The organism is Streptomyces sp. NRRL B-24484, assembly GCF_000717715.1.
Taxonomy (GTDB): domain Bacteria; phylum Actinomycetota; class Actinomycetes; order Streptomycetales; family Streptomycetaceae; genus Kitasatospora.
This window is the reverse complement of the sequence record NZ_JOAI01000022.1, coordinates 1-14,376: the sequence shown is the minus strand read 5'-3', so window position 1 is coordinate 14,376 and position 14,376 is coordinate 1. Positions and strand designations below refer to the sequence as shown.

13 protein-coding genes are annotated in these 14,376 nt (G+C 74.6%); 3 read left to right on the top strand and 10 right to left on the bottom strand.

Features of this window, described 5'->3' with window-relative positions:
* Window positions 1–31: 31 nt before the first annotated feature.
* From IE98_RS0120375 to IE98_RS0120345, 7 genes are all read right to left on the bottom strand, one after another.
* Window positions 32–253, bottom strand: coding sequence for a ferredoxin (locus IE98_RS0120375; protein WP_199922939.1), 222 nt, complete (start codon window positions 251–253; stop codon window positions 32–34).
* Entirely contained in the window at window positions 250–1,590 is a 1,341-nt protein-coding gene (locus tag IE98_RS0120370; RefSeq protein ID WP_234443608.1) for an NADH-ubiquinone oxidoreductase-F iron-sulfur binding region domain-containing protein, read from the bottom strand. Before IE98_RS0120370 ends, IE98_RS0120375 begins: the two co-directional genes overlap by 4 nt.
* Window positions 1,587–2,333 carry a ferric reductase-like transmembrane domain-containing protein gene (locus IE98_RS0120365; RefSeq protein WP_063748975.1) on the bottom strand — a complete coding sequence of 249 codons (747 nt, stop codon included), beginning with the start codon at window positions 2,331–2,333 and terminating at the stop codon, window positions 1,587–1,589. The genes IE98_RS0120370 and IE98_RS0120365 overlap by 4 nt, the downstream gene beginning before the upstream one ends.
* Window positions 2,330–3,328 (bottom strand): FAD:protein FMN transferase, encoded by a 999-nt coding sequence (locus IE98_RS0120360; RefSeq protein ID WP_052390732.1) that lies wholly within the window; start codon window positions 3,326–3,328, stop codon window positions 2,330–2,332. The genes IE98_RS0120365 and IE98_RS0120360 overlap by 4 nt, the downstream gene beginning before the upstream one ends.
* Complete coding sequence (locus IE98_RS42755) at window positions 3,325–3,627, bottom strand: hypothetical protein (RefSeq protein WP_043174676.1); 303 nt, start codon at window positions 3,625–3,627, stop codon at window positions 3,325–3,327. The genes IE98_RS0120360 and IE98_RS42755 overlap by 4 nt, the downstream gene beginning before the upstream one ends.
* Window positions 3,628–3,827: 200 nt before the next feature.
* On the bottom strand, window positions 3,828–5,225 hold the full coding sequence (locus IE98_RS0120350; protein WP_030270867.1) for a HAMP domain-containing sensor histidine kinase: 1,398 nt from the start codon (window positions 5,223–5,225) through the stop codon (window positions 3,828–3,830).
* 6 nt (window positions 5,226–5,231) lie between these two features.
* A complete protein-coding gene (locus IE98_RS0120345) occupies window positions 5,232–5,918 on the bottom strand; it encodes a response regulator transcription factor (RefSeq protein WP_043174674.1) in 687 nt (228 codons plus the stop codon).
* 299 nt (window positions 5,919–6,217) lie between these two features.
* Between IE98_RS0120345 and IE98_RS0120340 the strand changes: the two genes are divergently transcribed.
* Entirely contained in the window at window positions 6,218–6,655 is a 438-nt protein-coding gene (locus IE98_RS0120340; RefSeq protein WP_030270863.1) for a DoxX family protein, read from the top strand.
* A gap of 364 nt (window positions 6,656–7,019) precedes the next feature.
* Here IE98_RS0120340 and IE98_RS0120335 read toward each other — a convergent pair whose 3' ends face one another.
* Entirely contained in the window at window positions 7,020–7,733 is a 714-nt protein-coding gene (locus IE98_RS0120335) for a VIT1/CCC1 transporter family protein (protein WP_030270861.1), read from the bottom strand.
* A 399-nt stretch (window positions 7,734–8,132) separates the two neighbouring features.
* Between IE98_RS0120335 and IE98_RS0120330 the strand changes: the two genes are divergently transcribed.
* The gene (locus IE98_RS0120330) at window positions 8,133–8,864 is read left to right on the top strand and encodes a dienelactone hydrolase family protein (protein WP_030270859.1); all 732 of its coding nucleotides are present in this window, start codon (window positions 8,133–8,135) and stop codon (window positions 8,862–8,864) included.
* Window positions 8,865–9,187: 323 nt separating this feature from the next.
* Here the strand turns inward: IE98_RS0120330 and IE98_RS46525 are convergent, their stop codons facing one another.
* On the bottom strand, window positions 9,188–10,081 hold the full coding sequence (locus tag IE98_RS46525; RefSeq protein ID WP_078661158.1) for a restriction endonuclease: 894 nt from the start codon (window positions 10,079–10,081) through the stop codon (window positions 9,188–9,190).
* Window positions 10,082–10,931: 850 nt separating this feature from the next.
* Here IE98_RS46525 and IE98_RS0120320 point away from each other — a divergent pair.
* On the top strand, window positions 10,932–11,507 hold the full coding sequence (locus IE98_RS0120320; RefSeq protein WP_159400990.1) for an N-acetylmuramoyl-L-alanine amidase: 576 nt from the start codon (window positions 10,932–10,934) through the stop codon (window positions 11,505–11,507).
* A gap of 1,050 nt (window positions 11,508–12,557) precedes the next feature.
* Here IE98_RS0120320 and IE98_RS0120310 read toward each other — a convergent pair.
* Entirely contained in the window at window positions 12,558–14,036 is a 1,479-nt protein-coding gene (locus IE98_RS0120310) for a DEAD/DEAH box helicase (protein ID WP_078661156.1), read from the bottom strand.
* Between the last annotated feature and the right edge of the window lie 340 nt (window positions 14,037–14,376).

Here is a 14,376-nt window from a genome sequence, read left to right as displayed (position 1 = left end):
TGCCCGAGCGGGCACTAAGAAGTGGTTCAGGTCACGTACGGCCGGGACGGGTGCGTTCGATCCGCAGGGCGAGGACAGGGCAGGCCGCGACCGCGCGCCGGGCTTCGGACAGCAACTCGTCGGGGACGTCGGGCCCGACGAGGATCGGGTAGCCCCACTCGTCGGGGACGACCAGTTCGGGCAGCAGCTCGGCGCAGAGGCCGCGGCCGTCGCAGGCGATGCGGTCGACGGTGAGGCGGCGGTGCCCGCTCACCGCCATCCCTCGCTCTCCGGGTCTGCCGCATCGGGCACCGTGAGAACGGAGCGTCGCCCGGCGGCGCCGCACGGCCCGCCCAGCACGTGCCGGCGCACGTCCTCGGCGAACACCTCCAGGGCGGTCGCGGTGAGCCGCGAAGCGCCGTCGGGGTGGCGGCAGGCACCGCGCCCGGCCAGCAGCCCGGCGCGGCGGCTCAGCCGGTCGAGCAGCCCGGGGTCGGTGTGCCCGGCTGCGAGCCGCGCGAAGTCGTCGGCGACCGCGGGCAGCCCGAACCGGCAGGGGCCGCACTGCCGCGCGCTCTGGACGGCGAGGTGGTGGAGCACCCCGGCGGTCTCGGCGAGGCCGCACGCGTCGCGGGGGAGCGCGACCAGTACCCCCGCGCCGGGCCCGGCGCCGAGCCGGGCGAGGCCGTTCCTGCTGAACGGCACGCTCACGGCGGAGAGCGGCAGCCAGCTGCCGAAGTACCCGCCGACGAGGACCGCGCCGAGCGGCTCCGACGCGCCGCCGGCGGCTTCGACGACGGACCCGACCCGGGTGCCGAGGGGGATCTCCCGGACGCCGGGGGCGCGGACCGCCCCGGAGACCGTGACCAGGGTCGTCCCGGGCGCGTCCGGGCTGCCCGCGCTGCGGAACCACCGGGGTCCGTAGCGGGCGACGAGGGCGAGGTGGGCCAGGGTCTCCACGTTGTCGACGAGCGTGGGGCGCCCGCCCACGCCCTTCTCGAACGGCCTCGGTGGGGTGGCTGTGGGACGGGCGTCACCGCCGTTCAGCCAGTGCACCAGCGAGGTCTCCTCACTGGAGACGTAATGGTGGGGCAGAGCGTGCACCCGGACGGGCAGCCGGTCGAGACCCGCCCGGCCGCGTTCGTCGACGGCCGCGGTCAGCCGTGCGAGCTGCCACGGCCGTGTGCGGGCCAGACAGAGGTGGACGGCGGATGCTCCCACGGCCGCCGCGGCCAGGACGGCGCCGTCGAGGACGAGGTGCGGGGCGAGGTCGAGCAGAGCGGCGTCCTTGCCGCTGGCCGGCTCGCTCTCCATGCCGTTGGCGACGACCACGGCCCGGCCGCGCCGCGCGGCGACCGCGCGGAGCTTGCGGCCGGTGGGGAAGGCGGCGCCGCCGCGCCCGGTCAGGCCGGCCTCCTCAACGGCCCGGATCAGTCGGTCGGCGGCCCGGTGTCCGGACGCGGTGGGCGGTGGGCCGTACCGCTCCAGGTGCTCGGCCAGTCCGGCCGGGCCGCCCGTGCTGTACCAGCCGTGCAGCAGCCGGGCGCCTGCCGGTCCTTCGGGGATGCCTGCGGGCTGCGGCGCTGCCACGGCGCGGGTCCGGGGGATCACCCGTCCTCCCCTCCGTTGCCGCCGTCGTCGCCGGCGGTCTGCCGGTCGGTGGCGACGGTGCCGGGCCGTACGGTGCTGCCGCCGTGGTGCGCCCATCCGGTCCGTGCCGGCCCGGCCGCCAGCAGCGCCGCCACGAGGGCGGGGACGGCTGCCGCCGCCAGGGCGGCCCACAGCCGGCCGGCCCGGTGACCGGGGCCGGCCCGGAGCAGGCGCCACCACACCGCCGCCACCACGGCAGCCAGGCAGCCGGCGGCGAGGCCGAGTTGCAGGGTCAGTCGGGTGTCCGTCCCGGTCCCCGCCCCGTGGAGGAGCGCCAGGGGCCAGAGCGCGTAGGCGAGCCAGTGCACCGCCTTCCAGCTCCGGCGGCCGATCCGTAGCCGTAGCGCGCTGGTCACCAGGACGGCGAGCAGCAGGTCGACCGCGAGGGCGCCGAGGCCCAGCCAGAACGGGCGGTAGGAGGAGGCGAACGGCACGACCGCGTCCAGCCACCTCAGGTGGACGAACGGGTCGGCGATCGCGGTGGCGATGTGGAGGCCGAGGAACACCGTGGTGAGGAGCGCGAGGTTGCGGTGCAGAGCCCCGATCTCGAACCGGGCGATCCGCTTCGGCGCGTACCGGCCGCCTGCGGCGATCCCCAGGACGAGGGTGGCCGTGAGCAGGAGCAGGGCGACGGTGCCGCCGGCCCGGGTCGCGTACCAGAGCGGGCTCGGTGCGGTGGTCGCGAGCTGGACGGTGCCGGTCATCGGGGACCTCCCGCCGGGCCGTCGGGTTCCGGCCCGGCACCGGGGCCGCTGCCGGGCGCAGGGGCGGGGGCCGGGTCCGCCGGCCAGCCGCCGACGACCACCACGGAGCCGTCGGTCCGCACCAGACGGGCCGGCAGGCCGAGGCGGTGCAGCCACCCGAGGGCGTGCGCGCTCCGCACGATCGCCGCGGTGGCGGCGGTGTTGGCGTCCACGCAGGTCGCCGCGGCGACGCTGACCGTCCGCCAGAGCGGGGCCGGGACGTCCCCGGTGGCCGGGTCCACGATGTGGTGAAGGACCCGGCCGCCCCGCCGCCAGTTCCGCACGGTGGTGCCGGAGGTGGCCAGGCCGCCGCCCGTGACGGACACCACCGGACCCGCCCCGTCCACCGGGGCCGCGTGGTCGTCGGCGACCGCGACCTGCCAGCCCCCTGCCGGGGCGGGGCCGGCTGCTGCCAGATCACCGCCGAGGCAGACCAGGACGCCGCAACCCGCCGTGTGTGCCGCCCGTGCGGCCGCGCGGTCCGCGGCCAGTGCCTTCGCCGTCGCTCCGAGGTCGAGCGCGGTGCCCGGCGGCAGGTACAGCCGGCGCGTTCGGGGGTTCCAGTCGACGGTGCGCCATCCGGACGGCCGGACGGCGGTGACCGGACCCACGCCGTCGGGGCGGACGGAGGCGAAGGTGCGGTCGTAGCCGAGTGCCGCCACGGAGGGCCCGACCGTGGGATCGACCGCGCCGTCGGTCGCCCGGGACGCCCGCAGCGCCGCGTCGATCGCCTCGGCGAACAGAGGTCCGGCGGTGACCGCTCCGTCGGCGTCATTGGCCCGGGAGAGCTCGGAGTCGGGCCGGAACCTGCTGCACGCGAGGTCGATCGCCGCGAGCTCCTCCTCCAGCACCCGGAGGGCGGCGGCCATGGCGGCGGGTTCGGCGACCAGCAGCACCGCCGTCGTTCCGAGGGCCGTGAACGTCGTGGTGGTGTGCCGCGCGGTCGTGGCGGTCATGACGCACCGGTGGTGGCGGACGGTGCCCGGCTGTGCGGGGCGACCGGGGCCGGGGCCCGGGAGGGAGGTCGCAGGGCCGACCGGGGGGCCGTCGTCCCGGTCGTGCCCGGCGTCCCGGAGGCGGGTGACGTCGCCGGCGCGGCGGTGCCACCCGACAGCAGGGCGCGGTACTCCGCGCCGAGCACCGCCGTGCCCGCGGCGGCCGTGGTCAGGAGGGCTGCGGTGACCGCGCCGACGCGGCGCAGCCCCCGCTCGCGCCGGCGGGCGGCGAAGCTGTCCTGCGGGTCGGAGTCCGGCATGGTGCACCTCCGGTGGTGGCGTCCCGGCACCCGTCGTGTTGGGGCGTGGACGGTGGGGTCGCCTCCGGACCGTCCGTCTCCAGCGTCCGACACGGGCGGTCGGGATCCCGTTCAGAAATCCTTCGGATCCCGTAAAGGCCGGCGGGCACCCGATCACGGCGTCGGGAACGGGCAGGGCGGACCGCCCGACGGTGGCGGGCTCAGGCCGTCCGCTGCGGGGGACGGCCCGGCTCCGACCCCTGCCCGCGCGGGACGGCGGGGAGTTCCAGCACCACGGTCAGACCGCCGCCCACGGTCTCCTCCAAGCGGGCCGTGCCACCGTTGGCGGTCGCCAGCCGGTGCACGATGGCCAGGCCGAGGCCGGTGCCGCGTGCCTCCGGATTGCCGAAGCGCCGGAACGCGGTGGCCCGGGCCTCGGGACTCATCCCCGGCCCGTCGTCGACGACCCGCAGTTCCGTACCGGGCCCGAAGGAGGCCGCCGCGGATGCCGCCTCCACCCGGATGCGACCGCCTCCGGGCACCGCCTCCAGGGCGTTGGCCAGCAGGTTGTCGAGCAGCTGCTCCAGGTCGCCGGCGCCGAGGTACACGACCGGCCGGCCGGGGCTGTGCGAGGTCAGGTCCACCTGCCGTTCGGCGGCCACCGGCTCCCAGGCCGTGATCCGCTCCGCGACGACCTCGTCCACGCGCACGGGTACGGGCCTGGGTACGGCGTTCTCGGCGCGGGCGGTCGCCAGCAGGCCGTCCACCAGACGCGACAGCCGGGCGATCTCCTCCTGGGCTCCGGCGAGCTCGACCGCGTCCTCGCCCTCGGCGTCCGCAGCCAGCAGGTCCAGCCGCAGCCGCAGTGCCGTCAGCGGGGTCCGCAGCTGGTGGGACACGTCGGCGGTCACCGCCCGGTGCCCGTGCACCAGGGCCTCGGTGCGTGCCGCCATGGTGTTGAAGGTGGCTGCGAGCCGGCGCACCTCCTCGGGCCCGGAGTCCGCCGGGGCCCGGACGTCCAGCGCGCCCTCGCCCAGGCGGCGGGCTGCGGCGTCGACCGCCTGGAGCGGACGCCCCACCCAGCGGGCCAGCCGCACCGACACCAGGGTCCCGAGGACGAGCCCGACGACGCCGATGAGCGCGAGCCAGGCCCAGACCACGGCGGTCCGGTCGTCCAGCGGATCGGCGGACCGCACCAGCACGACCGTGCCGACCGCGTCGGAGCTGTCACCGACCGGCGTGGCCACCGTCAGGGTGTCGCCGGACCGGTGGGCGACCGTGCGCGGGTCGGCGAGGGTCGCGGCCACCAGGCCGCGGGCGGTCCGGGAGGTCGCGGCGGCGCACGAGGTGCGGGCGATCACCTTGCCCGCGGCGTCGTAGACGGCCGCGCAGCCGCCCTCGTCCTGCGTCTCGTCGAGCAGCTCGCGCAGGTCGGTGTCCGGCTTGTGGTCGGAGAGGTTCTCCTCGGCGGCGGAGGCGAGCGTCCGTGCCGCGGCCTCGGCCGCGCCGCGGAAGGAGGTCTCCTCACGCTGCGTCAGCAGCACCCCCAGCGGGACGACGGCGAGCACCAGGAGGACGGTCACCAGGGCCAGGACGGTCAGTGCGATCCGGCGGGTCATCGCCGCTCAGCCCGGTTCGCCGAGGCGGAAGCCCCGGCCGTAGACCGTCTCGACCAGGCCGGGCACACCGAGCTTGCGGCGAAGTGCGGCCACGTGGACGTCCAGCACCTTGGTGGGCCCGTACCAGTGCTGGTCCCAGGCGCGTTCCAGGATCTCCTGGCGGGAGACCACCCGGCCCGGGTCGACGGCCAGGCACTCCAGGATGTCGAACTCCTTCGGAGTCAGAGCGATCTCCGTCCCGCCGACGCTCACCTTGCGCGTCCGCGGGTCGACGGTGAGCACGCCGTGGCGCAGCAGGTCCGGTTCGGCGGGGCGCGTGCGGCGGAGCACCGCGCGGATCCGGGCCAGCAGCTCGGCCAGGCCGAACGGCTTGACGAGGTAGTCGTCCGCGCCCTCGTCCAGGGCCGAGACCCGGTCGCCCTCCTCACCCCGAGCGGTCACCACGATGATCGCCGCGTCGCCGTGCTGCCGCAGCCGGCGGCACACCTCGACGCCGTCCAGGTCGGGCAGCCCCAGATCGAGCAGGACCACGTCCGGGGGCGGGACGGCGGTGAGGGCCGCACGGCCCGTCCCGACGCTCTGTGCTGCGTAGCCGGCCCGCTGCAGACCCCTGACCAGGGACCGGGCGATCCCCGCATCGTCCTCGACCACGAGCACCCGTACCGCCGCAGTGTCCGTACCCGTGTCGTGCATGGCTCCAGCGTAGGGGTCGCGCAGGGGGAGCCGGCACGCCGACGCCGGGCATCGGCAGGCGGCTGCGCCCTGCTGCCCGGACGGAGTCCGGACCGACGAGATCCGGGACGAGGCCTGGGCGGCGGGACTCAGAGGAAGTTCAGAGGTTCACAGGTCTGGTCAGGGACATGACACAGCGTCAGTCTTGGTGTCCGGGCGTCACCTCCGGTCCGAGTGCGCAGCCGGTGCCAGCCGTCGTCGCGCGCCCGACCGATTTCGGCTGCCTGCCCGATCTCCTCGTCCCCACCCAAGGAGTTCCTGTGTCCGCAGACCTCTCGCTGCTCGTCGAGCGCGCCCGACCCACCGTGCTGGGGCTGTTCCGCATCGTGGTCTCCCTCCTCTTCGTGTGCCACGGCGCCGCGACCCTGTTCGGCGTCCTCGGCGGCGCGCACGGCAGGGCGCCGCAGGTCGGGCAGTGGCCCGGCTGGTGGGCGGCCGTCATCCAGCTGGTTGCAGGCGCCTTCGTCCTGCTGGGGCTGGCCGTCCGCCCGGCCGCGCTGCTCTGTTCCGGTTCGATGGCCTACGCCTACTTCGGCGTCCACCAGGAGCACGCCCTGTGGCCGATCCAGAACGGCGGCGAGCCCGCGGCGATGTTCTGCTGGGCCTTCCTGCTGATCGCGGTCACCGGACCTGGCGGTCTGGCGCTCGGACCGGCGGTCCGGCACCGAACCGGTGGTGCGGTCGTGGCCTCGGCCTGATCTCCACGGCTGGCCGGGGACGGCTCCGCGCAGCCGTTCCCGGCCCGGCCGGCGGAGCGCCCGACGGGAGCGGATGTCCACCTCCTCGGCGTCCGCTCTCTTCAGCCTGTCCGAACAGGGCAGTGGACGGCCTGGGCCGTCCGGCCCGGATCCTGAGCCGGACGGCACGCCCACCGTGCCGTCGCGGCCGGCCGCCCCCGCCGTCGGGGCGCCGGGTACGGCATGGCCGAGTGGCTGTGGGCCCGGCCGTCGGTCAGGTAGTGAGGGGTGGCACGTCGACCGGCACTGTCCTGGCCAGGAGGTCGTCGGCGCTCGGGGCCGTCCCCGGCCGGTCGGCGGCTCTCGCCGTGTGGTGCCCGGGGGCTCAGACTCCGGACACCTGGGCGAGCTGGCCGACGGCTGCGGTGACGGCCATGGCGAGTCCGCCGCCGAGGACGACGCGCAGGGTCGGCCGGAGGACGGCCGTGCCGGCGGCCCGGGCTGCGAGCACGCCCGCCAGGGCGAGGCCGCAGAGCGTGACGGCGACGATCAGCCACAGGCGCGCGGTGGCCGATCCGGCGAGCAGGCCGAGGAAGGGCACCAGGCCGCCGGCGAGGAAGCTGGCGGCGGAGGCGAGCGCGGCCTGGAGCGGGTTGGCGGCGGTCTGTTCGCTCTGGCCGAGCTCGTCGCGCAGGTGCGCCGCGAGCGGGTCGGCCTCGTGCAGGGCCTCGGCGACCCGACGGGCGAGCTCGCGCGGAACACCGCGGCCTTCGTAGATGGCGGTGAGTTCGTCGAGCTCCGCCTCGGGGGCCTCGGCGAGTTCGCGTGCCTCCTTGGCCCGGTCGGCCCTTTCGACATCGACCTGGGAGCTGACGGAGACGTACTCGCCGGCGGCCATCGACATCGCACCGGCGGACAGGCCCGCCAAGCCGCCGGTGACGACGGTGGAGGTGCTCACCCCACCGGCGGCGAGGCCGACCATCAGGCTGGCCACGGAGACCAGACCGTCGTTGGCGCCGAGCACGGCCGCCCGCAGCCACCCGGCCCGGCCGGCGGCATGGCTCTCCCGGTGCGGACCGAGCCTGTCGAAGAAGGTCATCCGTGCGGCGTTCCTGGGTATGCGGGTCGTCCTCGTCAGTATCGGCGGGGTGGGCGGTTGTCGCTTCCGGAGGACCCCTTGGCGACGGCCAGGGCCCGTGGTACCCGGCCGTACGCCCTCGCGGGGCCGCACTGGCGGGTCGTGCCTCGCCGAGCCCCGGGGCAGTTTGCGCCAACCGGACACCCGCGAGGGACGAGCCCCGATGCTTCGTCAGCTCCCCTCGTCTCCCGCGGCATCCGGCCGCTTGAGGTCGAGACCGTTCGTGATACCTTCTGTGCCGCCGTGCGCCGCTGCGCATTCGAGGAGGTGGGACCCGTCAACGCTGTGACAGGTCGGGCCTCCCTCCCCCGCATGGCCCGGGGACGCCCGCAGTAGGCATCCCGAAAGGCTTCACCGCCCATGCGCTTCATCTCCGAATCGTCGTCCCGCGGTGTCCGTGAGCAGCTCTTCGACCTGGGCGGCGTCCCCGGCGTGCTGTGGACCCCGGAAGGGCCCGCCGGACCCCGTCCGCTGATCGTGATGGGTCACGGCGGCGGCCGGCACAAGAAGGACCCGGACATCGAGGGCCTGGCCCGCCGCCTCGCGGCCGAGTGCGGCTGTGCGGTGGTCGCGGTCGACGTCCCCGGCCACGGCGACCGGCCGGTGGACGAGGAGTTCGACCGGATCGCGACCGGGAACCGGGCCCGCGTCGAGGCGGGCGAGGACCTGGCGCAGCTCATCGCCGAGTTCCAGGCCCTGGTGGCGCGCCGGACCGTCCCGGAGTGGCGGTCGGTCGTGGACGCGGTCCAGCGGCTGGCACACGTCGGGGCCGGCCCGGTGGGCTACTGGGGGATCTCGCTGGGATGCGGGCTCGGCGTACCGTTCGTCGCCGCCGAACCGCGGGTCCGTGCCGCGGTCCTGGGCCTGGGCGGGGCCTCGGCCTCCGCCGGGGACGCCGCGCGGATCACCGTCCCGGTGGAGTTCCTCCTCCAGTGGGACGACGAACGGGTGCCGCGGGCCGCCGCACTGGCCCTCTTCGACGCCCTCGGTTCGGCCGAGAAGACCCTGCACGCCAACCCCGGCAAGCACGCCGAGGTGCCGGCCGTCGAGCTCGACAGCACCGTGCGGTTCTTCGCCCGCCACCTCGACTGATACCGCTGGCCTCGGCCCGAGCGCGCCGGCCGGCATCCCTGCTTGTCGGCGCGCCCCGGCCACCGCGGGCCGAGACCGGCACTCGGCATCGACCGCTCTGCGAGGGAGGTTTGCCGATCACACCCCTGCGGCTCAGCGGTGGGGCCTTGACCCAAGGCCGGGAAGTCAGCGTTTTCGCAGGTCCTGCAAGCCCGTTGGGGGTTCGAGGCGAAAACACAACGGAGCTCGTTGGTGCAGGCAGTCGACCAAGACGCGGCGGGCAGAGAGCACCCACTCTGGCGCCCGCCCATCGAAGGCTCGGGCGCCGACCGCGGCCAACTCGTTCAGTAGGAGCCATATGCAAGTGGTGCACGGTCTCCGTTGTAAACAGTCAAAGTCCCATGTTTCCGGCCCCCGCGGTATTCCGAGAACAGGGAAGACACGAGCTGTCCCTCGTCGAAATTATCGCTGAACCGCCCGAGATCGGTGTAGATATTCACTACAGCGAAACCGGAAATCGGCTGCACGGTCTCGGTGATCGTGGACACATGGTTCACCGCGGCCTTCTGCTCGAGAGAGCCGTGCTCCGCCGCGTAGGCCTTGAAGGCGGCCGCTGCTTGCGCAGGAGGGATCGCCGACGCACTGTCGGCGGCGTTGCCGGTGGCCCGGTGGGGAGAGTATCCCGTGAGCCCCTCGACCGCCGAGACGACCCCGCCCAAAGCGACTACGGTCAGGAAAATGATCACCCCTTGCCGGGCGTTGAGACCTGACTGCTTCGATGGAGCCTTCCTCATGTCAGCCTGGACCGGAACGGATATCGCGGGCGAGGGAGGTGCGCTGATCTGACGGGCGATCGGGTTGATCGCCTTCATCGTTCCGTCGAGGGCGTAGACGAACAGGGCAATGCTGTTCTTGTTTGCGTAGTCCACAGCCGTCGCCGCATAACTGCTCCCTGTGAAGAACAGCAGCTGCTTGCCCATGTCCAGGCCCCGCGCCCCGAACAGCCGCTGCAACTCGGGCCTACCCACGGCGCTCGCCTGATACTTCACCTGCCCCAACGCCCGCCCGGACACGACATCCACGCCGCCATCGGCACCGCCCGGCTGCGCTCGCGCATCGTCATAGCCCCAATGCCGCATCCAGGCCGCCGCATTGTGCTCCGCCACCTGCCAGGTCTGGACCTGACGAGGGGCCGGCCTGCCTGCGCGCGGCCCGCGAATACTGTTTCCGCTGCTCACGGCCGGGAGTATCGCACGGCCTCCGCCCCGTCCCGGAGCCACCGGGAGATCTACTGGCTGTCGCTGCTGTCGGGGGCGCCGCGGCCAGCAGCTGGAACAGCCAGCACCAGCTGCCCGGTCGGTAGACGGCGGTCACGCGGAGTGGGTGCGCAGCAAAGGAGCGGAGACGAGATCCCGGCTGCTTGGCACTGCGCCTCCGGCGTGCTCCCGGCCGCCGACCCGGTTCCACTACCGTCACCGAGGTCGCGCTGCGCCGGGGCTTTGCCCACCGGCCGCGCTCCGCTTGCCGCGACGCCTGCCGCACCGTGCCCAGTAGCACCCGGTACCTACACGCAGACATACTTCGCCCCGCTGACGAACCGCGTCCGCCGTCGGGTGCGCGAGCCGTCGCCATTGACCGGGAGGGGCTGCAGAAACGGCTCAGCCAGACGGGAGTGCACTGCCGGCGTTGCGTACGGCGAACACCGCCGGGCGTCGGCCGCCAGAGCGTCGCGCAGTTGGCTTGAGGTCAGGGCGCCGCGGGTGATGCGGGTGGGCCGGGGTGGTGACGGGCCGGTGTGGCAGGCGGGTGGCAGGGGCAGGGGCCGCTACGGTGCGCAGGGTGATCGGGCGCAGGCGGTTGCTGACCGGGGCGGCGTGGGGTGGGCTCGGCGCCGCCGTGGCCGCGGCGGTGGGCCCCGAGGAGCGGAGGCCGTCGGCGGTTCCAGGTGATGTTCGGTCAGAAGTGCTGCGGATGCGGTCGGCTGCGCACGGCGGCGGCCGGGCGGCGCCTCCTCCCCCCCGGGGCGCCGGGAGTGCCGGTGGCAATGGGCCGCCGGTTCCGGTGGTGCCCAGGGCCGGGTGGGGCGCGGTGCCCGCGTCGGGGCGGCTGGTGTTCGACGAGGTGGTGCGTGCGGTGTTCGTGCACCACAGTGCCGATCCCAACGACTACGGCCCCGGCGATGCGGCGGAGATCGTGCGGGAGATCCAGTACGACAGCATGCACCGCCGCGGGTGGGACGACATCGGCTACCACTTCCTCGTCGACCGCTACGGCACCGTCTACGAGGGCCGCAGCGGCGCCCTGGACATCCACCGCGTGGTGGCCGGATCCCACGCCGCCGGGTTCAACCGCGAGACCGTCGGGATCGCCGTCATCGGCACCTGCACCGACGTCCCGGCCCCCGAGCCGGCCCTGGATGCCGTCGCCCGCCTCGCGGCCTGGCGCCTGGCCGCCTGCGGCACCCGCCCCGACAGCAGCGCGGTGCTGACCTCCCACAACACCGAGAGCCTCTACCGTCAGGGCACCCGGCACGTCTTCCGCGCCATCAGCGGCCACCGCGACGCCTACTGCACCCAGTGCCCCGGCGACGCCCTCTACAGCCAACTGCCCGACATCACCCGCCGCGCAGCGTTCTACTGGAGCCGGCCGATCTCGTCCGCGTAGACCGGGCGGCCGCCGGACCGGTGCCGCGCCTGCGCCTGTCGGCCGGGGAGCCGCGCGCCTTCGCGCCCCGAACAGCGGTCGGTCGTATCGTCGTTTCCGCGAGGCGGGGCTCGTCTCGTCCCCGTGGTACCCGGCCCGGCCGTCCTCCCCCCGGCGGCCGGGCCGTGTCGTACCGGCCGGCCCGGGCGCAGCGGCCGACGCCCGTGGCGCGCGCCTCTCGGAACCCGGCAGAGCCCGACGCGACCCGGCCGCCGGCCGGCAGCGGCCGGGTCAGCCGATGCCGGTGACCTGGAGGGCGGTGGTCCGGCCGGTGCGGATCGCGTTGCGGGCGGGGGCGAGGGTGATGGTGCCCTTGCAGACGGCGTTCTTCGGCTTCGTCTCGATGCCGTCCTTGGTGGAGGACGTCTTGGCGCCGTAGTGCGGCTCGGGCCACAGGTTGCCCGGGTCGCGCGGGGCGCCGCCGAGCTCCAGCGGACGAGGTGGTCCCGCTGCCCGACGGCCGGCTGCCTACGTCCGCGCAGGGCTGCGTGGCGGATGGCCGGGACGGTGTCGGTGGTGGCGGTCTGGACGGTTCGTCGGGTGTCCGGAGATGATCACCCGGCCCGTGAACTTCCGTCCTGCAGCCGGGTGTTCGAAGGACGTGCCGATGGTGTGGCGGTGTCGGCAACGGGACGGGGTGACAGAGGCGAGGGCACGGCTTGCAGCTGCGCGACGCACCGGGGGCGCGTCGGATGCCGGTTCGAACCTGTGCCGGGCAGCGGAGCCCAGAGGGAGAGCAGGCCGATGACGTGGCCGTCGTTGTCCACGACCGGCCAGGCGTCGAGGTGGCGGGCGCAGGCGGTTGCCGACCGGAGCGGCATGGGGTGGGCTCGGCGCCGGAGCTTCGCAGGATGTCCAGGGCGGTGTCGACCACGGTGTCGCCGCTGATCTGCAGCTCCGGTCGTTGCACGCGGTCTCGGACCGTGGTGGCTCGGGGGTGGCCGATGGCGGTGGGCACGGGCGGGCTCTCCGTGTCCACCGGGTTGGCGGTGGTCGGGGCTCGGCGTTGTCCTATTCGGGGGCGACGTGCCTGGGGGTGCCCTCCCGGGGGCTGTTGGTGGCGCGTGAGTTGTGGGCGCTGGGGGAGCGGCGGCTGCGGCCGGCGGCGGAAACGGTTCGGCGCGGTCGTCCGCCGCCGGGTTCGGCGATCAGGACGGGCACGCCGCTGGGGACGCGGGCTCCGGTGATGCGGGCCAGCTCGTCATCGCCGGCGCGGACCCTGGTGATGGTCGGTGCGATCCCGGCCGCGGTCGCTGTGCGTGTCATGTGGCGGCGCTGTTTGGGCAGGACGAGGGTGACGACGGTGCCGGACGCGCCGGCTCGGGCTGTCCGGCCGCCCCGGTGCAGGTAGTCCTTGGGGTCGGTCGGCGGGTCCAGGTTGACGACCAGGTCGAGGCCGTCGACGTGGATGCCGCGGGCGGCGACGTTGGTCGCGATCAGCGCGGTCACCTGGCCGGCGCGGAACCGTTCCAGGGTGCGGGCACGCTCGGGCTGGGTCTTGTCGCCGTGCAGGGCGGCGGCTTTGACCCCGTTCGCGAGCAGGTCGTCGACCAGGCGGTCCGCGCCGTGCTTGGTGTCGATGAACATGATCACCTTGCCGTCGCGGGAGGCGATGTGGGCGATCGTGGCGCTCTTGTCGAAGTTCTGGATGTGCAGCACGTGGTGTTCCAGCGTGGTGACCGCGGCGGTGGACGGGTCCACCGAGTGCGTGACGGGGTCCTTCAGGAAGCGCTGCACCAGGCGCTCGACGTTGCGGTCCAGGGTGGCGGAGAACAGCAGGGTCTGCGCGTCCGGGGCGACCTGTTCGAGCAGGTCGGTGACCTGGGGGAGGAAGCCCATGTCGGCCATCTGGTCGGCCTCGTCGAGCACGGTGACGGTGACGTCGTCGAGACGGCAGTCGCCTCGGTGGACGAGGTCCCGCAGCCGGCCGGGGGTGGCCACGACGACCTCGGCGCCGTGGCCGAGCCGTTGGGACTGGCGGCCGATCGATGTCCCTCCGACCACGGTGGCTGTCCGCAGGCGGACGGCGTGGGCGTACGGGACGAGGGCTTCGGCGACCTGGTGCGCGAGCTCGCGCGTGGGGACCAGTACCAGGGCGAGTGGGCGGCGGGGCTGGGCCCTCCGTCCGGTGAGCCGGGCCAGGACGGCCAGACCGAAGGCGATGGTCTTGCCGGAGCCGGTGCGGCCCCGTCCCAGTACGTCGCGACCGGTCAGCGAGTCGGGCAGCGTCGCGGCCTGGATGGGGAACGGCAAGGTGAGGCCCTGACGGGTCAGTTCCGCCATGAGGGCCGTGGGCAGGTCCAGCTCGTCGAAGGACGTGACGGCGGGCAGTGCCGTACGGCCGGGGGTCGCTGAGGGATCGTCCTGCGGAGGGATGTCCTGATGGCCGCGATCCGTGGAGTGCCGCCCGCCGGCCGACGGGAAACCGCCGACGCTGTTGTGCGGCCGGCCCCGGGTGCTCGACGGGGAGGGGCGAGGGAAGCGGTTCATGAGGAAGCCTTCTGCTGAACGGCACGCCACGAAGAGGGCTGCGAGGCGCAGGCGCGCCGGCGAAGACCGCAAGGCAACAGGCCGGTACTGTGACGAGGGGCGTGCAGGCGCTGAGTCCCGGCGCCCACAGGACGCCGGGAGCGCAATCCCGCCCCGTGCTTCGGCGCGGGTTCGGCCAGTGGAGGCCGCTCTCGCCCGGACCGGCCGTAGGCCGCGGACAGGCAGTGCGGGACCAGGTGCAATGCCGAGGGGCCCGCACCGGGCGTGTACGCGGTGCGGGCCCCTCGCTGCCGGGCGGGTGCCGTGGCAGAAGAACTACAGCGGGCGGATGTTCTCGGCC

Excerpts from the sequence above, each read along its gene's own strand:
- IE98_RS0120365 (WP_063748975.1), bottom strand. The coding sequence starts at position 2,333 with ATGACCGGCACCGTCCAGCTCGCGACCACCGCACCGAGCCCGCTCTGG.
- IE98_RS0120360 (WP_052390732.1), bottom strand. The coding sequence starts at position 3,328 with ATGACCGCCACGACCGCGCGGCACACCACCACGACGTTCACGGCCCTC.
- IE98_RS42755 (WP_043174676.1), bottom strand. The coding sequence starts at position 3,627 with ATGCCGGACTCCGACCCGCAGGACAGCTTCGCCGCCCGCCGGCGCGAG.
- IE98_RS0120350 (WP_030270867.1), bottom strand. The coding sequence starts at position 5,225 with ATGACCCGCCGGATCGCACTGACCGTCCTGGCCCTGGTGACCGTCCTC.
- IE98_RS0120345 (WP_043174674.1), bottom strand. The coding sequence starts at position 5,918 with ATGCACGACACGGGTACGGACACTGCGGCGGTACGGGTGCTCGTGGTC.
- IE98_RS0120335 (WP_030270861.1), bottom strand. The coding sequence starts at position 7,733 with ATGACCTTCTTCGACAGGCTCGGTCCGCACCGGGAGAGCCATGCCGCC.
- IE98_RS0120330 (WP_030270859.1), top strand. The coding sequence starts at position 8,133 with ATGCGCTTCATCTCCGAATCGTCGTCCCGCGGTGTCCGTGAGCAGCTC.
- IE98_RS0120310 (WP_078661156.1), bottom strand. The coding sequence starts at position 14,036 with ATGAACCGCTTCCCTCGCCCCTCCCCGTCGAGCACCCGGGGCCGGCCG.